The following is a 19,785-nucleotide window of genomic DNA, read 5'->3' as shown; positions in this document are numbered from 1 at the left end:
CCCTGCTACACATCTCACCGAATTGTTTCACGTGAAACAATCGTCGCGATGCGCTGCGATAAGAGAACGCGCGTACGCGATATCGTTGAGAACGCATAAGCCGTCCCTCATCGATTTCAATAATCATTGCGATATCGCAATGATTATTCTATACTCGGATCATATGCCGCTCGCGCAGAACCAAGGAGGTTGCATGCTGTCGGTCGTCGAAAGCGCCGAAATCCTACAGGTCACGCCAACGCGGGTGCGGGCGCTCATCGCACAAGGAGCATTGCCGGCGCAGAAAGTCGGACGCACGTGGACGCTCCGGGAGGAGGACGTGATGCAGCGTGCCGCAACCCGGCCGTCCGCAGGCCGTCCGCGCAAGGCGGACGTTCCGTCCCCTGCAGACGACAGCAAGCCGCACGCAGCAGCAAGCGAGCTCTATCGCGCATGCAAAGACCATCTGGCAGCGTGCCCGAGCGCTGCCGAGATAGCGGCGATCGACGACCCCGAGCAGGCCGCGTTCCGCATCGCCGTCGCCGACTTCTTCCTCCAACGCAAACAGTCGGAGCTCGTTCGCCAAGGGGTCTTCTGATGAGCGAGCAACCGTTCTACGTGGTGTTCGCCGGCGTGAACGGAGCAGGCAAATCCACCCTGTTCCGCAGCGATTTCTGGCGCACGGGAGGGATGCCCGCCACCATGGCGCGCGTGAACCCCGACGAAATCCTCCGAGAGCAAGGCGGGGACTGGTCGAACGGCCAGGATCAAGTGGCCGCAGGCAGGATCGCGCTGCGCAGCGTGGACGAGCATCTGGCGGCACGACGCTCGTTCAATCAGGAAACAACGCTGGCCGGCCATCGAGCCCTGCGCACCATGGCCGAAGCACGCGAGAAGGGATACCGCGTGTTCCTGTTCTACATCGGCCTTGCAAACGAAGGCATAGCCCTGCAACGCATCGAACGCCGCGTGCAGGCGGGAGGTCACGATATAGATGAGGCGCTCGTTCGAAAACGGTACCGGGCGTCGCTTGCGAGTCTGAGCAAAGCGCTACCCTACTGCGAGGAGGCGCACGTATTGGACAACACCGTCGCGTTCAAGCGCATCGCCCTGTGGCACCGCAACACGCTCGCTTGGTGGGGCGCGTCGAAGTCAGTGGGAGCATGGCTTCCCGAAGCCATCGCCGACGAATCGCTTTGGAGACGATCGTAGCGCGACCTACCCGCGCTTTCGGCGGGCGCGGTAGGCGGCCATGGGCTCTATGCGGACGCCGCGCTTGTTCGCGCTGACGGCGAGATCGCCTTGGATGTTGGCCACGTAGCCGCTGCGAGGCTTGCCGCCCGTCTCGTCGTCGAACGCGGCCAGCACGGCCTCCACCGAGGCCGTCTCCACGCGGGCGTCGCGACCCAGCATCAGCTGCAGCGCGCGCATCACGGCGCGCCGGCGCAGGGGCAACGGCTCGGCGCCGAATGCGGGCGCCAGCACGCAACCTGCGTCGTACTCGTCGCCGAGCGCTTCGACGTGGCCCGCCATCAGCCCATCCACCATGCGCTCCAGCATATCGTCCTCGTCGGCAATGAGGTTCATGGTGCGGCCGAGCACCTCCAGAAGCTGCGGGTTGCGCTCTTTCGCACGCGGGACGATCTCATGGCGCACGTAGGCCCGGAACCGGTCGGTGTGCGCGTTCGTCGCGTCCTCGCGCCACAAGTTGCCTTCGTCGTCGCAGGCCGCCGGCGCACCATCCTGCTCGCGGCGCACGATGTAGGCGCGCAGCTCCTCGCGGCTCGCATCCAGCAGGGGGCGCACCACCGGCCCGTTGCGGTGCTTCATGGCGCGGAACCCACCCGGCCCCGTGCCCACGATGGAGCGCATGTAGAAGCTCTCCACGCGATCGTCGGCCGTGTGCGCCGTCAGGATGCGTCCATCGGCAAGCGGTGTCGCCGCATGCAAGCAGAGGCTTTCGAGCGCTTCGTTGGCCGCCAGGTAACGCTCACGCCTGGCCACCGCCTCCACGTTCTCGCCCGTGCGCTGCGCCTCTCCCGCTATGTCTATGTCGCACGAGAACAGCGGAACGTCCAGCAGCTCGGCCAACTGAGCGACGAAGCGAGCGTCCTCGTCGGCATCCTCGCCCCGAAGCCGGTGGTTGACGTGCAGCATGGCAAGCTGCCCCAGCGCCCCGCGTTCCCGCAACTCGCAGGCGATATACGCGAGCGCCGTCGAATCCGACCCGCCCGACACCATCAGCAGCGCCGGCGTATCGGCATCGGCCAAGCGGCGTGCCGAGAGCACCGCCGCCGCCCGATCGACCAGCGTTTCCGTTTGCACAGCAGCCATCATGCCCTCCCCTCCAAGAACCTCCGCTCGAACTCTTCTTCTGGCAGAGGACGACCGAACAGGAAGCCTTGGATATAATCGAGACCCATGCCGCCCACTACTTCGTATTCTTCGTTGGTCTCCACGCCTTCGAGGCACACGCTGATGCCCACGGCGTGGCACAATTCCACCACGAACTTGATGAACGTGGCATCGAACGTGCTCGTCTGGATATCGCGGATGAACGCGCGGTCGATTTTCACGATGTCGGCAGGCGACGTCTTCAACACGCCCAACGACGAGTAGCCCGTACCGAAATCGTCCATAGCCACGCGCACGCCTTGCATGCGCAGCTGATCGAACAGCTCATGAGTGACCTGGGCGTCGTCGGCGAAACGGCTTTCGGTCATCTCCACGACGAGGCTCTCAGGAGGCAGCTCCGCCTCTCGCAACGTGTCCACGATAAGAGGAACCAGACCGTCCTCGTCAAGTTGGCGATACGACAGGTTCACGCTCATGGTAAACGAGGGGATCGCCTTCCTCCATCGTTTACAGGTGTCCACAGCATGTTGCAGAACCCACGTGCCCACAGGAACGATAAGACCGCTCTCTTCGAGCAGCGGGATAAACTCGAGCGGCGACAAGTCGCCATACTCGTCGCAACGCCAACGCGCAAGCGCCTCGGCTCCCACGACGCAACCCGTTGCAGCTTCCACCTGAGGCTGGTAGCACAGGCTGAATCCCTTGAAGCCGTTCTCCACGCTGTCCCGTAGCAGCTCCATCAGCTCGAGCTCGCGCACGCGCTCGGCCAGAATAGGCTGCGAGAAGTTTACGCAGCGCTTCTTCCCATGCCCTTTCGCGTGTTCCAACGCGTAATTGGCGTACTTCACGAGGCTCTCGTACGTTTCGGCATCGCCGGGATATTGCGCGATGCCGCCGGACAGCGTGCAATAGAACTTGCGGCCCTCATGATCGTGCTGTCGCTGAAACATACCGCCTAGCTGCGCGTATGCGCTGCGCAGCACGTCGACATCGTCATCGACGATCACGGCGAACTCGTCGCCGTCCAGACGGTACACGCGCGCGTCCTCGGGCAGCGAGCTTTGGATGCGCTGCGCCACGAACCGAATGACCTCATCGCCGAATGCACGGTCGTAGCGGTCGTTGATGTGCCGCAAGTCGTCGATACCCAGCACCATGAGGCTGATCCGCGCGCTCTGCATCGTCTCCATACGACGACGCACGTCGTCCTCGAACTCGAACTTGTTGAAAAGACCGGTCAGCGGGTCGACCTTGCTCTTCTTTCCCAGGTTCGTGATGAACCCGGCGAACAGCAGCGGCTTTCCCTTCGCGTCGAGGATGAGCCGGCCGCGGCATCGCAGACGCACCCATTCGCCTTTGCGGTTGATGGCGCGATACTCCACCCAATGGCGCGTCGTGCGCGCATCGGCGACTTCCTGGTTCGATTCGAGGAACGCCTGCTTGTCGTCAGGATGCACCTTCGAACCCCACACGGCCGCCGCGTTTTCCACCACCTCGGAGGGAAGGTCGAACTCTTCCACCATAGCGCGCGGGTAGCGGAACACGCCGGTTCTCATGTTGCATACGTACAGATAATCGTCGGTGCTCTCGACCAGCGCGTCGTACAGCTTGCTTTCATCGTACGAGAACGAGCACGGATCGACCGACACCCCCCTGCCCGATCGTTCAGCGCTGATCAGGGCGTTGATGTTGCGATCTATATGAAAACGTCGCTTCTCCTCGTACATACGCCGGTCCGCCAAGGCCAGCACCTCGTACAACTCCAGCGGCGCTTCGGGGTCCGCCTCTGCGATGCCGAAGCAGAAACCCATCTCGTAGGGAGGCTCGGTACGGCGCGGAGTCGCGGAGAGCGCAGCGCGTGCGCGCTCGATCTTGACGCGCGTGGAAGCCGCGTCGCCTAGGAATACGCACACGAACTCGTCGCCGCTCAAGCGGAACCCGTAATCGTTGGGACCGAATTCGCATCGTACGGCGTTCGCAGCCGAACGGATCAGGTAATCTCCCTCGGCATGGCCATGAAGATCGTTCACATCCTTCAGCCGGTTGATGTCGTATAGAACGACGGACACCTGCTCGCCCTCGACCGCAGCCCGCGCAAGCGAGATGCCCAGCCGCTCCTTACCGGCTCGGCGCGACAGCATCCCGGTCAGTTCGTCGGTGTTCGCAGAAACGAGCGCCGTGATGTCCACCGACTGCTGCAAATGCACACGCGACCCGTCGACCCAGGTCACCAGGCTGTCGTAGTTGCGGTACGTGCGCCCCGTCATGGGGCTTTCCTCGTCCCACTCCACCAATGGAACTTCGTCGCCGCAGCTTAGAAGCTCGTCAACCGGGCAGAAGGCGCATCGCTCGGTCAAGCCGCGCTGCAGCACCTGCCAGCACACCTTGCCCTCCGGATCCTCCACGCCGTAATCGTGCTTCATGAACCCGTTCATATAAAGAATGCGATCCGTCTTCGGATCAGTCACGTAGATGCTCGTGCGCATGCCTTCGAGAACCGTATCGAACACGAAGCTGCGCAGATCGGTGGAGCCGCCATGGCTCCCGTCGACCGCGAGCGGCGCGTCGTGCCGCATCCTCGGAACCGCTTCGTCAGGCTCATCGTTCGACGACTGACGAATATCGCAATCGCTCATCGGTCGCTCCTTTCAAAGAAGCCCTCGACGCGCTCCACCAGCGCGATCGTCTCGATGTGATCCGTATGAGGGAACATGTCGACCGGCTGCACCGTGCGAACGGCATAGCCGCGCTGGCGCAAAAAGGCCAGGTCGCGCACCTGCGTAGTCGGGTTGCACGAGATGTAGACGATGCGCCGGGGCGCCAGCGTCACTGCGGCCGCGAGGAACTCCTCGCTCGACCCGGCGCGCGGCGGATCCATCAGCAGCACGTCCACAGCATCGCCTGCGGCGGCGCGCTCGCGCATGAACGCCCCTGCATCGCCCACCGCGAACCGAGCGTTCTCCACGCCGTTGTGCTTCGCGTTCTCGCGCGCGTCGCGCACGGCCGACGCCACCGTGTCCACGCCGATCACCTGGCGCGCGCCGCGCTTGGCGGCCACCAGACCAATGGTGCCGGTGCCGCAGTAGGCGTCGATGGCCGTTTCAGAGCCGGTGAAGCCGGCCAGGTCGATGGCGCGCTCGTACAGCACCTCGGTCTGCACGGCATTCACCTGGTAGAACGACTGCGACGAGATGCGAAAGCTCAGCCCGCACAGCTTGTCCAGGATGAAGCCCGGACCGTACAGCGTCTGCTCGCGCTCGCCGAGAATTACGTTGGTCTGGCGCTCGTTCACGTTCTGCACGACCGACGTGATGCGAGGGCAGCGGCGCACCAGCTCTCGGCAGAACGCGCGCGATGCGGGGAAAGCGCGGCCGTTCGTGACCAGCGTGACCAGGATCTCGCCGCTGGTATGTCCCACGCGCACCACGGCGTGGCGCAGGAAGCCCGTGCCGGAATCCTCGCGGTACGGCTCGATACCGAAGCGCGGCATGAGGTCGCGGACCGTGCGGATGATGCGCTTGGCCTCTTCGTTCTCGATGAGACAGCCGTCGGTGGGGACGATGCGGTGCGATCCGGCCGCGTACATGCCGCAGAGGATCTCGCGGCGCGGCTTCTGGGCGCGCTTGCCGTCGCGGCCGCCGCGCGCGTCGCGCCCCTTCCCCGCCCGAGCGTTCGCGGAGCCTTGCAGCTTGCGGCCGGGCGCGTAGGGGGACACCACCTTGTTGCGATAGTAGTACGGCTCGTCCATGCCCAGGATGGGCCGCAACGCGGACGCGTCGGCCACGTCGGCGAACAGCTCGGCCACACGCGTGTCCTTGCTTGCGAGCTGCTGCGCGTACGGAACGCCCACGTGCTGGCAGGCGCCGCACTCGCGCTCGACGGGACAGACGGGCGCTTTCTGCGTGGAACGCTGCGCGGGTTGGGCGCTACCAGACGAGGAACTTGGCATTGTCGATGCTCCAATGTACGTCGCGAATAAACCGTTGCAGCTCTTCGCCGTCGCGCAGCTCGAAGAGCCTGACGATTTCCGCATGCTCTTCGTTGGCCTTGCGCAGCAGGCCGTCCAGCTCGTCGGCGCCCACGTTGGCGTACTCCCGCTTCATGAAGTAGCGGTTCATCTGGTGAATCAGCCCTACCAGGCGCGAATTGCCGCACTTGCACACATAGCAGTCGTGGAAGTCGTGCTGCAGGTCGTCGTATTTCTTGTAGAGGCCCTTCTCGATGGCCAGCTGCATGGAACCGTGCAAGAACTGCAGCTGCGCGATGTCGTCGTCGGTCATGTCGCCCACGGCCAACAGCGCGGCGCGGCCGTCCAGCGGGCCGATGATCTCCACGATTTCGCGGGCGCTGTCCTCCGTCACGCGCTTGACGTAGAAGCCCTTGCGCGGCACGTTCTCCAAGTAACCGTCGGCGGCCAGCTGGATGAGCGCCTCGCGCACAGGCGTGCGGCTGACGCCGAGCGCATCGCATATCTGCTGCTCGCTGATCTTGTGATCGTCGGCCAGGGTTCCGCCGTCGATCAGGTCGACGATGTGGTTGTATACATGGTCTTTGAGGGAACGGTATTCGTTCGTCATTTCATCCGCCTGTCGTACGGCCTTCGTGTATGCCAATATACCACAAGCACTACGGCGCATTCGCGCGCTTGCCCCGCATGCACGGAGGTTCTGCCGCATTCGCGCTCGCATTCCGACACGCATCATCGCCCGAGGGAATTCGAGGGCCGGCGTGCCCCTCGCCGTCGCCAAATGAGACCCACCATCCCCTTTTCAACAACTCCGAAAAACTTCCCGTTTCCTCTTGATTGTATACAATATACAGAATACAATATGCGCCATAGGAAGCAAACGGAAATGATCTCTCACGAAAGGATCCGTCATGACCAAGTTCTCCAACGTCATCGTCCGCCGCCCCGCCAAGTCCATGGTCGAGGGCATCACCTCCGCGCCCGAACTCGGCAAGCCTGATTACGAGAAAGCCCTCAAGCAGCATGACGACTACATCGCGGCCCTCAAGGAGTGCGGCGTCGAAGTGACCGTCCTGCCCGCCCTCGAGCAGTTCCCCGACTCCTGCTTCGTCGAGGATCCCGCAGTCATCACGCGCTGCGGTGCCATCATCACGAACCCGGGCGCCGACAGCCGCAACGGCGAGAAGGACGAGATCGAGCCTGCCGTGCGCCAGTTCTTCGACGACGAGCACGTGAAGCGCATCGTGAGCCCGGGCACGCTGGACGGCGGCGACGTCATGATGGTGGGCGACCATTTCTACGTGGGCCAGTCCGCCCGCACGAACGAAGAGGGCATCCGCCAGTTCTGCGAGATCCTGGAAGGCTGGGGCCTCGAGGGTTCCGAAGTGAAGCTGGAGAAGGTCCTGCACCTGAAGACCGGCGTGAACTACCTGGAGGACGGCAACATGCTGGTGTCCGGCGAGTTCGTGACGAAGCCCGACTTCGAGCAGTACAACCGCATCGAGATCCCCGAGGACGAGGCGTACGCCGCGAACTGCATCTGGGTGAACGGCACCGTCATCGTGCCCGAGGGCTATCCCACCGTGCTGAAGGCCGTGCAAGACGCCGGCTACGAGACGATCACCGTCGATACGTCCGAGTACCGCAAGCTGGACGGCGGCCTGAGCTGCCTGTCGCTGCGCTTCTAACCTGGGGGCTTTCGCACCCGGCCCCCGACCGCTCGGCCGGGAAAAGCGCTAGCGAACAATTCACTGGATTGTTCGCTAGCTCAAACCCCCAGAACCTTCACGGCTATCCGACTCGTCACAAACAGCTCGTCTCCTCCGTTTTTACATCGCCGCATACGGCGCGCTGCGGCACTTGCCCGGCGCGCCGTTGCATTTCCGACGCTCGCACCTTGCCGTGCCCTGCGTCAGCATTCCCTTCGACCCCCAGATAAAGGAGGGGCTATGTCGAACGCTGCCTCTGAAACCCTCGACGGGAGCCTCGCCGCCAGCGCAGGAGCCTCCCGCGACAAAGGTCAGATCATCGACCCGAACGGCCTCGATCTGTTCCGCCTCACCATGATGGTGATCACGGCCAGCATCTGCGGAGGCATCTTCGCGCTGGCCGGCGACATGGCCGCCGGAGGCGCCAGCACCGGCGCCGTGCTCATCAGCTGGGCCATCTGCTTCGTGGGCGTGTTCTCGCTCATGATGTGCTTCAACGGGCTGTCGCAGGCCCGCCCCGATCTCACCGGCGGCATCTACGCCTACGCGGCAGCCGGATTCGGCGACTTCGTCGGGTTCAACTCCGCATGGGGCTACTGGGTGTCGGCGTGCCTGTCGAGCGTGTCGTTCGCCATCCTGCTGTTCTCGGCGCTGGGGTACTTCTTCCATCCGTTTGAAAGCGGCAACAACCTGCTGTCGTGCGTGTGCGCGTCGGCGTTTCTGTGGCTGCTCGTGTGGCTCGTGTCGCGCGGCGTGAAGGAAGCGGCCGGCATCAACGTCATCGTCACCATCGCGAAGCTCGTGCCGCTTGCGCTGTTCGTGCTGTCCATCGCGCTGCTGGGCAAGTTCGACCCCGCCATCTTCATGGAGAACTTCTGGGGCGAAGCGGGCGGGCCCGACCTTGGCACGCAAATCGTGTCCACCATGATCGCGCTCGTGTGGGTGTTCACCGGCATCGAAGGCGCCGTGGTCATCTCGGGTCGCGCGAAATACGCCCGCGACGTGGGCCGCGCCACAGTCATCGGCTTCATCTCGGTGTTCGTGCTGTACCTCATCATCTCGCTGGAGAGCATGGGCGTCATGCCGCGCGCGCAGATGGCCGAGCTGGCCACCCCGTCGATGGCGGGCATCCTCGAACATGCCATCGGGCCTGTCGGCGCGAGCATCGTGAACCTCGGCGTGGTGCTGTCGCTTCTGGGCGCGATGCTGGGCTACGTGATCATCGCCGCCGAGACGCCGTTCGAAGCCGCGCGCCAGGGCGTGTTCCCGAAGTCGTTCGCGCGCACGAACAAGAACGGAGCGCCCATCGTCACCGTGCTCATCTCGGCCGGCATCACGCAGCTGTTCCTGATCGTGTCGGTGTTCTCGTCGTCCACGTACCAATTCTTCTACGCGTGCGCCGTGTCCACCATCCTCATCCCCTACGTGTGCTCGGCGGCCTACTACATGAAGATCGCCTGGAAGCGCGAGCACCTGACGCCCGAGCAGGTGAAGAAAGCCCGCGTGTTCGGCACCGTCGGCTTCGTGTACACGGTGTTCCTCGTGTGGGCGGCCGGGCTGGTGGGAATCATGATCACCACTATCCTGTTCGCTCCCGGCATCATCGTATATGCCATGGGCCAGCGCGAACGCGGCGAGAAGATACTGCCAAACATGGCGGACAAGGCGATAGCCGCCGTCATCGTGGTGCTCATGGCGGTATCGATCGCCCTCATGGCCACCGGGACGATACAGGTGCTGTAGCTCCCACTGCGCCGCCTGCTCGCTCGCGCAGGCGGCGCATACGCGCGGGTCGGCGCCGTTCGTTGGGTTACGGCTCCATGACCGATGTTTTCCGTCTCGCTTTCAGCGTGCTACAGTGATACGGATATATCGTCGCACGTCAAGGAGCGTCCCATGAACTTCATCATCCGCTGGCTCGTCACCGCTATCGCCGTGGGCGTTGCGGTGTGGATCGTTCCGGGCATGGATCTGCTCGGCGGCACCGACGCGTGGGTGGGCATCGCCATCTTCGGCTTGATCCTGTCGCTGATCAACATCAGCATCAAGCCCATCATGCAGGTGCTCAGCCTTCCCATCAGCGTGATCACGCTGGGCATCTTCTACCTGGTGGTGAACACGCTCATGCTGTACATCGCGGCATGGCTGGCCAACGGGATCTTCCAAGTGGGACTGGTCATCGACTCGTTCGGCAGCGCGTTCGTGGCCTCCATCGTCATCAGCATCGTATCGGCGCTGGTGAACGCATTGGTAGGCAAGGACTAGCATCCGGATCGCAACCACCTGCAAGCGGCACCGTCGGTTTCGGCGGTGCCGCTTTCTTTGGTTCGAGAGCGCTCCGAAACGATCGGAAGGGTCGTTTGCGTGAATTCTGAGCGCAGATCGCACGCAAACACGACAACCGCCGTACAATGGGCGCGGCAAAAATTGGGCAGGCGCACAAGCAAAGCGGCGCGTGCGCCCGCATACACGTGAGGATTGGAATCGTGAAACAGCAGACCGACGCCGTCTCAGGCGTCTCCGGGTGCGCGTCCGCACCTGCTCATGGCGATGTCTCTTGGCGCGCGAAAGCAGGACGGGCGGGCAAGCGAGGAGCGCGCTTCGCCGCGCAGCTCGCCCTGGTGGTTGCCGTGTACGGTGCGGGATGCGCGATCGCAAGCGTGCTTCCTGTCCGACTTCCGGGCAACATCGTGGGCATGGTGCTGCTGTTGGTACTGCTGGGCACGGGTCTGCTGAAAGCGCGGCATGTGGGCGACGCCTGCGACTGCCTGCTGGACAACATGTCGCTGTTCTTCATTCCCGCCGGCGTGGCCATCATGGGCTGCGTCTCCCTTTTGGAGGGCAACGCGCTGAAGTTCGCGCTCGTATGCGTAATCACCACGGTGATCGTGTTCTTGGCCACGTCGTACACGGTGATGCTCGTGTCTCGGCTGACGGCGAAGCGCGTCGATGCGACAGGCGTCGCCCGCGTCGCCGACGAGGAGGCGTAGGCGCGATGGACGGCATAGCGCAACTCGCACTGACACTCGCAGTGGGAACCGTCGCCTCGTTCGCAGTGTTCAAGCTTTCCGTGCTGCTGTACGAGCGCGTGAAGTCGCCGCTGCTCAATCCCCTGCTGGTTACCGTCGCGTTCATCATCGCGGCGCTCGTGGCGCTGCGCATCCCCCTGGATTCCTACGAGCAGAGCGTGCAGCTCATCTCGTTTCTGTTAGGACCGGCCACCGTGGCGCTGGCATACTCGGTGTACCGGCAGCGCCAGACGCTCAAGGAGCACTTCGTTCCCATCTTCGCGGGCTGCCTTGTAGGCTCGGTGGTGTCCATGGCTAGCGCCTACGCGCTGTGCAAGCTGCTGGGGCTCGACGATGCGCTTGCGCTGTCGTTCATCCCGAAGTCGGTGACCACACCCATCGCCATCGCGGTATCGCAGCAGCTGGGCGGCATCACGTCCATCACGGTGGCCGCCGTCATCGTCACCGGCATCCTGGGCGCCATCACCGCGCCGCTCATGGCGCGTCTGTTCCGCGTGCGCGACGGCATCGCCAAGGGCGTGGCCATCGGAACGTGCAGCCACGCGGTGGGAACGACGAAGGCCCTTGAGATGGGCGAGCTCGAAGGCGCCATGAGCGGCGTCTCCATCGCCGTGTCAGGTCTGCTGACCACCGCCATCGTCATCGTCGCAAGCTGTTTTCTATAGGAAGACGCCACCTCTCCGCGGCAAGCGGCACGAATGCTTCGCGTGAGACGCCCTTTCGTTTTCGCAGATGAACGCCTCGCTTGCGAACTTTGCGCGCAACCGCTTCGTATATGAGCTAGCCTCGCATCGCATTCGCGTGGAAACCGCGTCGGAAACGCCGGCGAGAAACGTGGAATCCGCGTGGCAAGCGCGTCGGACGCGCGCGAGATCGAGGAAGATCCGCGCTGGATGCGCGCCATCTGCGCATGATACGCGGTCGCTATACTAAGAGGTACGAAGCGCAGAGGCGGCGCGGCACCACACCCCTTTCCACCAGATGCTCCCGAGCGAGGGACCGCACGGAGGGAGGTGGACGCCATGACCGTTTTGGCCTTGATAGCGGCGATCCTTGAGTTCGCTTCCAGCTTGCTGGGGTTCTTGACAGCAATAGCGGAACGGCTCCCGATCCGCAAGGACAAGGAGCCGTAACCAAGTAGCCAAACCGCCGAAGCGATTCGAGAGCCGTGGGGAGTTAGAGCTCCCTGCGGCTCGCCTCTATTATACGAACGGGCGGCGCAAAAGCAAGCGCCGTTACAACGCGATCCTATAGATCTCGCGGGCATCGTCCATGGTGAGCTTCTTGAAGCTGCCGAAGGGCTCGCCCTTGTTCTCTTTGAGCGTGGGGATGAGCTTCTCGATGTCGTCTTCCTCCACGTCGAGCTCCGCGAGCGTGATAGGCATGCCGAGCGAGGCGAAGAACGAGCGCGTCTCGTCGATGGCCGACAGCGCGTCGGCGTTCACGTCGCCCGTAGGCGCCAGTCCGAACACCTCGCGACCGTAGTAGGCGAAGCGCGCCGGGTTCGCATCGTAGACGAACTCCATCCAGGCCGGGAACATGACGGCCAAGCCTGCGCCGTGCGTGATCTCGGGATAGAGGGCCGACAATTCGTGCTCCAGGCCGTGCGTCGCCCAGTCCTCGTGACGGCCGACGCCGGCGAGGCCCTGGTGGCACAACATGCCGGCCCACATCACGTTCGCGCGCGCATCGTAGTTCTCGGGATCCACCATGACGCGCGGCGCCTCGGCGCGCACCGTCTTCATAAGCGACAGGCACAGGTTGTCCGTCACCGGCACCGCGCCCACGTCGTCGAAGAAGCGCTCCAGCAGATGGCAGAACATGTCGGTAAGGCCCGCAGCAGTCTGGAACGGAGGCAACGTGAACGTGAGCTCGGGATTCATGAACGCCAGCTTCGGGCGCTGGGCGTTGTTCGCGTAGCCCGACTTCATCTGCAAGGCGTCGTTCGACACCACCGTGTTCTTCGACGCCTCGCTGCCGGCAGCCGGGATGGTGAGCACCACGGCGATGGGCAGCACGTCGTCCGTCGGCCGCTTCGTCTCGAAGAAATCCCACACGTCCCCGTCGTAGTGCGCGCCCACGGCGATGGCCTTCGCCGAGTCGATGACCGAGCCTCCGCCCACGGCCAGCACCCAGTCGACATCGTGCTCCTTGCACAGCGCGATGCCTTCGCGAGCAAGCGTGATCTCGGGGTTCGGACGCACGCCGCCCAGCTCCACGTGCTTGATGCCCTGTGCATCCAACGATGCCTTCACGCGGTCGATCAGGCCGCTTTTCACGGCGCTCTGGCCGCCGAAGTGCAGCAGCACCGTACGCGCACCGCACTCGGCCAGCTTGCTTCCCACCTGCTCTTCAGCGCCCTTTCCGAACACGAAGTGGGTCGGCGACACGAATTCGAAGTTCTCCATAGACGTTCCTTTCCGCCATGCGTTCACGTCATGTTGATTGTTCGTGGTGCAACGTATCACATAGTACTACCAGCAGCGTCTCCAAGAAAGAGCATCCTGCACCGCGCCTCTAGCCCAGCGCCACGTCCAGGATCATCATGACCAGGAAGCCGGCCATCACGCCCAGCGTGCCGGCGTTGGAGTGCTCGCCCAGATGCGCCTCGGGGATAAGCTCCTCCACCACAACGTACATCATGGCACCGGCTGAGAACGCCAGCATCCACGGCATGTACGGCGAGATGAGCCCGGCGAACAGCACCACGAGGATGCCGAACACCGGCTCAGCCAAACCCGACAGCGCTCCCAATGCGAACGCCTTCGGTGCGCTCATGCCCTCCTGCAGCATGGGCAGCGCCACTGCTGCGCCCTCGGGCACGTTCTGGATACCGATGCCGATAGCCAGCGCCACGGCCATGCCGAACATGGCGGGGTCGCCGCCGTTCTGGGCAGCCATGGCGAACAGTAGGCCAACGCTCATGCCTTCGGGGATATTATGCAACGTGACGGCCGTGAACAGGAGCGTGGGACGATCCCATTTGCTGGGCAGGCCCTCGGGCTTGCTCTCGCCCGGATGCAGGTGCGGCAACAGCTGGTGCAGCACCATGAGGAACGCCACGCCGATGGCGAATCCACCCGCAGCGGGAATCCACCCGACCTGCCCCGCTTCCTCCGCGCGCTCGATGGCGGGAATCAGCAACGACCACACAGACGCCGCTATCATTACGCCAGCCGCGAATCCTAGGAATATCCGCTGAAACACCATGCTGTTGCGCTTGCGAAACAGAAAAACCGACGCAGCGCCCAACGTGGTCATCAAGAAGGTGAAGCCGGTCCCGCCGGCAGCCCACAGCAAAGCAGTTTGCATGCTTGCTCCTATCGTATTCACTCGTTCGTGTCCATCGGCGCGTCGCACGGAATCGGGGAAACCGACGGCATCGCGCAGAGCCGTGTCCTTGTATCAATCCACAGTGTACGACAATAATCGATCGCGCACGCGATGCTTTCCCTCAGCGTCAACTTGAAGCTGCCAGCGCACGGGACCCCATCATCGCCCGAAAAACACGCCTCAGCGCGTGGAGCGTGTTTTTCGGGCGATGATGGGGGGGCTTGCAGCGGAGCCCCCCCCCGACGCAACGAGGCCGGGGATGCTCCCCGGCCTCATCGAAAGGAATACCGACAGTACCGCTTGGCTGAAAGCCTACTAGCCCACCGCTCACACGATGTTCGTAGCAATACCTCACGAGACTGTTTACTTGGCGAAGATAGTCTTTATTCGTTCGTATTGCGATTTTTTTATCAACTGTCGGACAACGCCGATTGTACGCTCTTTTGTTCGGTTTGCGAACCCTCAGAAGCGTTTTTGTGCAGGTGAACAACCAAATCGTTGCCAATCGTCACCGCGTTGTCACGCCTCCGTTTCTGGTCGGCTACGCAAACTTCCCGGCCGCAAGGTCACGCCCGAGCAGATACCCGAACGTGAGGCAGTTGATGCCGTAGCTGTTACCCGGTATAGCGAAGTTGTACGTGTTGGCGTACATATCGCCCACCATAGCGCCGACGTTGAACAAGCCGGGGATGGGCTGGTCGTTCTCGTCGCACACCTCCATGTCCTTGCTCGTTCGCAGACCGCCCATAACAGTCATGAACATCGCGTAGTTCTGCGCCGCGTAGAAGGGGCCCGCCTCGTCTATCTTCACGAGGAAGTCGGGATTCTTGTAGAAGTCCTCGTCCACGCCCTTGTCGCACAGCTCGTTGTAGCGCGCGACCACCTCTTTGAGCTTCGCAGCGTCCAAGCCCAACTGCTTAGCCAGATCGTCCAACGTGTCGGCCTTGAAGTACGCTCCCGTCTCCACACCTGCGTCCCACATGGCCACCAACTCGTCGGGAGTAAGCGGGGGCAAGGTGTAATCCATGCCGAACGAATACCACTCGTGCCCCTTGTCCAGGATGGCTTGCGGATAATTCGCCGTCCAGATGCCATACGCTACGTTGCCCGGCTGAGACAACAGGTGATTCGAGCTGTAAGGCGCCGAAATATCCTCGCGCTGGTAACGCTCGGTGTTCATGTTCACATTCAAACCCATGTGGAAGCCGCACGGCTCGTGGCTGCCGCCCCAGGCGCCCTGCATCATGGGCGCGTTCGGATACGCATGCTGCCACGCCGCACCAACCCACAGGCCCATCTTCTGACCGTCGCCGCCGTAGATGCCGGTGAGGTTGAAGCTGGTGTTGTAGTCGATCTCTCCCTGCTCGTAACCCACTAGCGGCAGCACCATCGGGCAGTACGCGGCCAGCATCTCCTTGTCGTTGGAGAAGTCGCCCGTGGCCAGCACCACAGCCTGCTTCGCGACGAACTTCACATAGCTGCCGTCGGCCATCTTCGAAGCGATAACGCCCGTCACGCGGCCCTTGTTGTCGTCCTCCCGGATGAGCTGCTCGGCCTTCGTGTCGTAGATAATCTCCACGCCCAGCTTCTGCGCCTTTGCTTCGAGCGCCTCCACGGCGCCCTGCTGGCCCGTCGACACCATGGCGCTGTTGCCCTCGGTGGAGAAGGCGTGCGCGTAGTTCGGCCCCAGGTCGAACGTGTTGTCGCGCTCCATGATGACCTGCAGGCCGCTCTCGCGGGCGATGTCGATCATCCAGTTCATAGCCTCTTCGGACTCGTTATAGCCGCGCATCCACTTCTGCTGGTCGACGGCGAACGAGGCGGCACGCATCTCGTGATAGTAGAACGGCACTGGATCGAACGGCTCGATGCCCAGCTCTTCCATCACCTTCGAGTTCTTCGCGTAGTTCGAGCCGCCGCGAGAGATAGGAGCGCTGGCCGCCGAGAACAGCGTCACCTTCGCGCCCTGCTCGGCCGCCGACACAGCCGTGGTGAAGCCGGACATGCCGCCGCCCACCACGATGATGTCGTTCTCCACCGTCTCGGTGATCTGATCATCGGGAACGGGCTCAGGCGGAATCATGAACGACCACTTCGGCATGCCGTCGGTCAGCTTGAGCACCGCGTCGGACGAGTTGATCGCGCCGTCCATTGCGGGCGATGCAGCCTTCGCCTCGTCGGTCGCGCCGCCGCTGGGCGTGCAGCCCACGATGCCCGCTGCCGCTGCTCCGGCCGCACCCACCGCTCCGAACTTCAGAAAATCACGACGCGAGAATCTTTGTTGCTTTCCCATGATGTGCTCCCTCCTGGTTAGATACCTGCCCCTTGCAGGCATCCCCATCTTACGTACCGAGCCGCATCGCAAGAAAGCAGCTTCGAGTTGCCCACCCGCAACTGTTTTCTGCTTGCGCTCCGATCATGATCGGAGGTATCAAGAAGGCGTCGGCATGCGCTATGCTGGGAGCCGACACGAAACGGCTTCTGGGAGGGGACCGTGGATATTCGGCAACTGGATTACTTCATCGTCGTGGCACAGCTGGGGAGTTTCACCAAGGCGGCCGACGAGCTTTTTCTGTCGCGCCAGGCGCTCAGCAAGGCCGTGCGCAACCTTGAGCACGAACTGGGGCAACCGCTACTGGCGAATCGCGACAACCATCTGGAGCTGACGGATGCCGGGCGCACGCTGCTCGACGATGCCGCTCCGGTTGTGGAAGCTTTCAAACAGCTGGAGCGCCGCCACGTCGGCTGCGTCGGCGCCCCTGCGCTGCGCCGGACGCTTTCGGTGGCCATGGCGCACGGCACGGCGCTCTCCATGCCTGATCGAGCCATCGACGCATTTCGGGAAGAGCATCCCGACATCGTGTTGTCGGTGGAGGAGGTGACCACGGAAACAGCCATCGACATGGTGCGCACGGGCGAATCCGACATCAGCCTCGTGGGATCGGCTCCGCAGTACCTCGAGGAATTCGACCCCATGCTGGTGGTGGAGACGGGCGTGTACGCGTTCGTCCCCGAAGACAACCCGCTCTCCGCGCGCAAAGAGCTGGAGCTGAGCGACCTCGACGGGCAGCCGTTCGTGACGTTCGGCAAGCGAAACCACCTGCACCGCTACTTCGTCGAGGCGTGCGAGGCGGCAGGCGCGCATCCAGATATCCTCATGACCACGTCCGACGCCGAACTACTCGTCCGAAGCGCCACGCAACAGCATGCGCTGTATTTCGGGTTTCCACCCCACGTGCTCAACGACCCGAAGGAGGGGCGAGCACTCGTGCGCATCGCCGTGCCGCATGCCAGTGCGTTCGGTACCTACGGCATAAAACGCAAAGGAGCGCCACTCTCGTCGTCGGCACGGCTTTTCTGGCAGTACCTGGGTTCGCTGTAAACGAAAAAACGCCCCCGCATGGGCGGGGGCGCGATAGCTCGGAGATGCTTGCGGGCTATTCCGCAGCAGCCAGCGGAGACGGCACGGAGTACACGCGGGCGGCGTTCTCCTGATCGAGGTCGTACAGGGCCTTCGCATCGGAGCCGAACAGCTTCATGCGCGTGATCATCTTGTCGGCGTTGTCCTCTTCCTCCTGCTGCTCCTCGATGAACCAGTCGAGGAACTTCATGGTGCGGTAGTCCTTCACCTCGGCAGCGGCGGCGTAGATGTCGTTGATGAGGCTGGTCACGTACTTCTCGTGCTCGAGCGCGGCCTCCAACGGCTCCAGGAACGTGGTGAATTCCTTGTCGGGCTGATCGATGGCCAGCAGCTTCACCTTGCAACCGTTCTCGTGCAGGTAGTTGCGGAAGATAAGAGCATGGTCGCGTTCTTCCTTGGCCTGGATCTCGTACCAGTTGGCAAAGCCCTCGAGACCCTCCTCCTCGTAGTAGTCGGCGAAGGACAGATACAGATACGAAGAGTACAGCTCCTTGTTGATCTGATCGTTCAGCAATTCGTACACGCGTGCGTCCATGAGCATCTCCTTCTTGGGTCGTACGGGGGTGTAAACAGGTTGGGCACCCCGTTTCATCTGCGTATATGATAAACCTCATAAGGCTTTCCGACGAGGTTCGCGCGCACGCTCGCGCCAAATCAACACAGCGGCCAACCGGATACCAGATGCTTATTCGACCTCTTCGGCCAAGTCGAGCAGCTCGCCCTCTTCACTCGCCCTCCGCGCGGGTTCGCCCGCCGCATGGAGCCGCCCTATGGCCGCCACCACCTCGCTCAGCACTACAGCCACGATGTAGATCGATAGGACGCTCGACCACAGCAACTGGGCGTGAGCGCCGAACAGCTGAAATACGGTCATGCCGACCGCCACGCTGGCCGCACAGCTTGCGCAAAACGCAGCGAACACTTTGGAGAATCCCACGTCGGAGCTCTTCGCCATCCACAACAGAACCACGAGGCCCAGCACGTTCATCAACGCCACGCCCAAATAGGAGATGGTGGAGAACAGCATCAGCCCCGATAAGGCGCCGGTAACGTTGGCGATCGGGCACACAAGCATGAGAGCCGCCGCAACGGGAAGCGCTATACGGTAGAACGCTTGAAGAATGCCGCCTCGCGCGCGGTACGCGTGCGCAACTACCCACCATACCACTATGGCTAGCAGCAGATACGCCATCGGCTTGTACGCGACGTCCCCGGACTCGACACCGATCCGATCGGACCATAGCGTCAAACCGATCGTGAAGAAGTTGAACATGAGACCGGCAACCGCCGCCCATCCCTTCTGCATGACTTCGCGCATGGTTTCGAGCGGCTTTACCGCGACGACGCTGCGCAAGCCGGCCTTGATTTCGTCGGCCTGCACGATCTGGCTCGCCAGCAAGGGCAGCGCCCCGCACGATACCAAGACGAGCATTCCAAGGCAGAACAGAAACGGCGTGCCGGCATGCGACACCACGAACCACCAGCACGAGGCCGCCAAGAATGCCAGCATCGTGTTGAGCAGTGCCCCTTGGTAGGAAAACAGACGATAGTAGCGACCCCATTGACGCAGCAGGCAGGTCAGGCCGAAGCCCAGGAACAAACCAGCGCCCGCAGCGCTCACCGGAGTAGGCAAAACCTGGTAGAGCAACGCACACAGTACGCCCGCGATCGATGCGAGCAACCCTACGCCGATGGACCAGCGTCGCTTCTCGCCGTCGTGCGCTGAAACGAACACGACGACGCACAACGCCACAACGCCCACAAGGAAAGAATGGATGAACAGATCCGCCGCGCCTTCGAGCGCATAGGCGCCCAGCAGCAGATTATCGGCATGCAGGCATAGCGCGAATCCGGCAAGAACGCAGGACAGCGCCAAGCCCATGGGCGACCACTCGCGAGCATATTTCGTGATACCGTTGATCAGATTACCTTTCCATGAAGCGATCTATTATAGTGCAAAAGCACGTAAACGCAGGTAACAGATACCAGATC

General features: G+C 62.8%; 17 protein-coding genes. 8 read left to right on the top strand and 9 right to left on the bottom strand.

Annotation, left to right across the window (positions count from 1 at the left end; all coding sequences use genetic code 11):
• Nucleotides 1-193: 193 nt before the first annotated feature.
• Entirely contained in the window at nt 194-577 is a 384-nt protein-coding gene (locus tag GT613_RS08305) for a helix-turn-helix domain-containing protein (protein WP_009305261.1), read from the top strand.
• Nucleotides 577-1,191: a zeta toxin family protein gene (locus tag GT613_RS08300; RefSeq protein WP_114551700.1), complete on the top strand. Its 615-nt coding sequence runs from the start codon at nt 577-579 to the stop codon at nt 1,189-1,191. The genes GT613_RS08305 and GT613_RS08300 overlap by 1 nt, the downstream gene beginning before the upstream one ends.
• A 6-nt stretch (nt 1,192-1,197) precedes the next feature.
• Here the strand turns inward: GT613_RS08300 and tilS are convergent, their stop codons facing one another.
• The 4 genes from tilS to GT613_RS08280 are packed head-to-tail and all read right to left on the bottom strand — an operon-like array spanning nt 1,198 to nt 6,911.
• Complete coding sequence (gene tilS / locus GT613_RS08295; protein WP_114551709.1) at nt 1,198-2,313, bottom strand: tRNA lysidine(34) synthetase TilS; 1,116 nt, start codon at nt 2,311-2,313, stop codon at nt 1,198-1,200.
• Entirely contained in the window at nt 2,313-4,970 is a 2,658-nt protein-coding gene (locus GT613_RS08290; RefSeq protein ID WP_009609097.1) for an EAL domain-containing protein, read from the bottom strand. Before GT613_RS08290 ends, tilS begins: the two co-directional genes overlap by 1 nt.
• Complete coding sequence (rlmD, locus tag GT613_RS08285) at nt 4,967-6,283, bottom strand: 23S rRNA (uracil(1939)-C(5))-methyltransferase RlmD (RefSeq protein ID WP_057385074.1); 1,317 nt, start codon at nt 6,281-6,283, stop codon at nt 4,967-4,969. Before rlmD ends, GT613_RS08290 begins: the two co-directional genes overlap by 4 nt.
• Nucleotides 6,261-6,911 carry a GntR family transcriptional regulator gene (locus GT613_RS08280; protein WP_035584686.1) on the bottom strand — a complete coding sequence of 217 codons (651 nt, stop codon included), beginning with the start codon at nt 6,909-6,911 and terminating at the stop codon, nt 6,261-6,263. The genes rlmD and GT613_RS08280 overlap by 23 nt, the downstream gene beginning before the upstream one ends.
• A 301-nt stretch (nt 6,912-7,212) precedes the next feature.
• Between GT613_RS08280 and GT613_RS08275 the strand changes: the two genes are divergently transcribed.
• The 5 genes from GT613_RS08275 to GT613_RS08255 all read left to right on the top strand — a co-directional run bounded on the left by GT613_RS08275 (nt 7,213) and on the right by GT613_RS08255 (nt 11,704).
• Nucleotides 7,213-7,989 carry a dimethylarginine dimethylaminohydrolase family protein gene (locus GT613_RS08275; protein WP_015761450.1) on the top strand — a complete coding sequence of 259 codons (777 nt, stop codon included), beginning with the start codon at nt 7,213-7,215 and terminating at the stop codon, nt 7,987-7,989.
• A 261-nt stretch (nt 7,990-8,250) separates the two neighbouring features.
• Nucleotides 8,251-9,753: a basic amino acid/polyamine antiporter gene (locus tag GT613_RS08270; protein WP_035584683.1), complete on the top strand. Its 1,503-nt coding sequence runs from the start codon at nt 8,251-8,253 to the stop codon at nt 9,751-9,753.
• A gap of 153 nt (nt 9,754-9,906) precedes the next feature.
• Nucleotides 9,907-10,275, top strand: a complete 369-nt coding sequence (locus tag GT613_RS08265; RefSeq protein ID WP_009305269.1) for a phage holin family protein — start codon at nt 9,907-9,909, stop codon at nt 10,273-10,275.
• A gap of 221 nt (nt 10,276-10,496) precedes the next feature.
• Entirely contained in the window at nt 10,497-11,000 is a 504-nt protein-coding gene (locus tag GT613_RS15650) for a CidA/LrgA family protein (protein ID WP_009305270.1), read from the top strand.
• Between the two features lie 5 nt (nt 11,001-11,005).
• Entirely contained in the window at nt 11,006-11,704 is a 699-nt protein-coding gene (locus tag GT613_RS08255; RefSeq protein WP_009305271.1) for an LrgB family protein, read from the top strand.
• A gap of 570 nt (nt 11,705-12,274) precedes the next feature.
• On the opposite strand, the gene GT613_RS08250 is transcribed toward GT613_RS08255, so the two are convergent.
• The 3 genes from GT613_RS08250 to GT613_RS08240 all read right to left on the bottom strand — a co-directional run bounded on the left by GT613_RS08250 (nt 12,275) and on the right by GT613_RS08240 (nt 16,665).
• A complete protein-coding gene (locus GT613_RS08250; protein WP_015761453.1) occupies nt 12,275-13,447 on the bottom strand; it encodes an iron-containing alcohol dehydrogenase in 1,173 nt (390 codons plus the stop codon).
• Between the two features lie 109 nt (nt 13,448-13,556).
• A complete protein-coding gene (locus GT613_RS08245) occupies nt 13,557-14,351 on the bottom strand; it encodes a ZIP family metal transporter (RefSeq protein WP_009305273.1) in 795 nt (264 codons plus the stop codon).
• Nucleotides 14,352-14,913: 562 nt separating this feature from the next.
• Nucleotides 14,914-16,665 (bottom strand): FAD-dependent oxidoreductase, encoded by a 1,752-nt coding sequence (locus GT613_RS08240; RefSeq protein WP_009305274.1) that lies wholly within the window; start codon nt 16,663-16,665, stop codon nt 14,914-14,916.
• Nucleotides 16,666-16,866: 201 nt separating this feature from the next.
• On the opposite strand from GT613_RS08240, the gene GT613_RS08235 reads away from it, so the two are divergent.
• Nucleotides 16,867-17,754, top strand: a complete 888-nt coding sequence (locus GT613_RS08235; protein ID WP_021410023.1) for a LysR family transcriptional regulator — start codon at nt 16,867-16,869, stop codon at nt 17,752-17,754.
• A 55-nt stretch (nt 17,755-17,809) separates the two neighbouring features.
• Here the strand turns inward: GT613_RS08235 and GT613_RS08230 are convergent, their stop codons facing one another.
• A complete protein-coding gene (locus GT613_RS08230; protein ID WP_009305276.1) occupies nt 17,810-18,328 on the bottom strand; it encodes a ferritin in 519 nt (172 codons plus the stop codon).
• A 150-nt stretch (nt 18,329-18,478) separates the two neighbouring features.
• Nucleotides 18,479-19,675, bottom strand: a complete 1,197-nt coding sequence (locus tag GT613_RS08225) for a hypothetical protein (protein ID WP_009608431.1) — start codon at nt 19,673-19,675, stop codon at nt 18,479-18,481.
• Nucleotides 19,676-19,785: the final 110 nt, after the last annotated feature.

The organism is Eggerthella sp. BIOML-A4 (assembly GCF_009875575.1).
Taxonomy (GTDB): domain Bacteria; phylum Actinomycetota; class Coriobacteriia; order Coriobacteriales; family Eggerthellaceae; genus Eggerthella; species Eggerthella lenta.
This window is presented reverse-complemented; position numbering and strand designations above follow the sequence as displayed.

What these genes read in the sequence shown, in the direction of transcription:
- GT613_RS08305 (WP_009305261.1), top strand. Translation starts at nt 194, where the DNA reads ATGCTGTCGGTCGTCGAAAGCGCCGAAATCCTACAGGTCACGCCAACG.
- GT613_RS08300 (WP_114551700.1), top strand. Translation starts at nt 577, where the DNA reads ATGAGCGAGCAACCGTTCTACGTGGTGTTCGCCGGCGTGAACGGAGCA.
- tilS (WP_114551709.1), bottom strand. Translation starts at nt 2,313, where the DNA reads ATGGCTGCTGTGCAAACGGAAACGCTGGTCGATCGGGCGGCGGCGGTG.
- GT613_RS08290 (WP_009609097.1), bottom strand. Translation starts at nt 4,970, where the DNA reads ATGAGCGATTGCGATATTCGTCAGTCGTCGAACGATGAGCCTGACGAA.
- rlmD (WP_057385074.1), bottom strand. Translation starts at nt 6,283, where the DNA reads ATGCCAAGTTCCTCGTCTGGTAGCGCCCAACCCGCGCAGCGTTCCACG.
- GT613_RS08280 (WP_035584686.1), bottom strand. Translation starts at nt 6,911, where the DNA reads ATGACGAACGAATACCGTTCCCTCAAAGACCATGTATACAACCACATC.
- GT613_RS08275 (WP_015761450.1), top strand. Translation starts at nt 7,213, where the DNA reads ATGACCAAGTTCTCCAACGTCATCGTCCGCCGCCCCGCCAAGTCCATG.
- GT613_RS08270 (WP_035584683.1), top strand. Translation starts at nt 8,251, where the DNA reads ATGTCGAACGCTGCCTCTGAAACCCTCGACGGGAGCCTCGCCGCCAGC.
- GT613_RS08265 (WP_009305269.1), top strand. Translation starts at nt 9,907, where the DNA reads ATGAACTTCATCATCCGCTGGCTCGTCACCGCTATCGCCGTGGGCGTT.
- GT613_RS08255 (WP_009305271.1), top strand. Translation starts at nt 11,006, where the DNA reads ATGGACGGCATAGCGCAACTCGCACTGACACTCGCAGTGGGAACCGTC.
- GT613_RS08250 (WP_015761453.1), bottom strand. Translation starts at nt 13,447, where the DNA reads ATGGAGAACTTCGAATTCGTGTCGCCGACCCACTTCGTGTTCGGAAAG.
- GT613_RS08245 (WP_009305273.1), bottom strand. Translation starts at nt 14,351, where the DNA reads ATGCAAACTGCTTTGCTGTGGGCTGCCGGCGGGACCGGCTTCACCTTC.
- GT613_RS08240 (WP_009305274.1), bottom strand. Translation starts at nt 16,665, where the DNA reads ATGGGAAAGCAACAAAGATTCTCGCGTCGTGATTTTCTGAAGTTCGGA.
- GT613_RS08230 (WP_009305276.1), bottom strand. Translation starts at nt 18,328, where the DNA reads ATGGACGCACGCGTGTACGAATTGCTGAACGATCAGATCAACAAGGAG.
- GT613_RS08225 (WP_009608431.1), bottom strand. Translation starts at nt 19,675, where the DNA reads ATGGGCTTGGCGCTGTCCTGCGTTCTTGCCGGATTCGCGCTATGCCTG.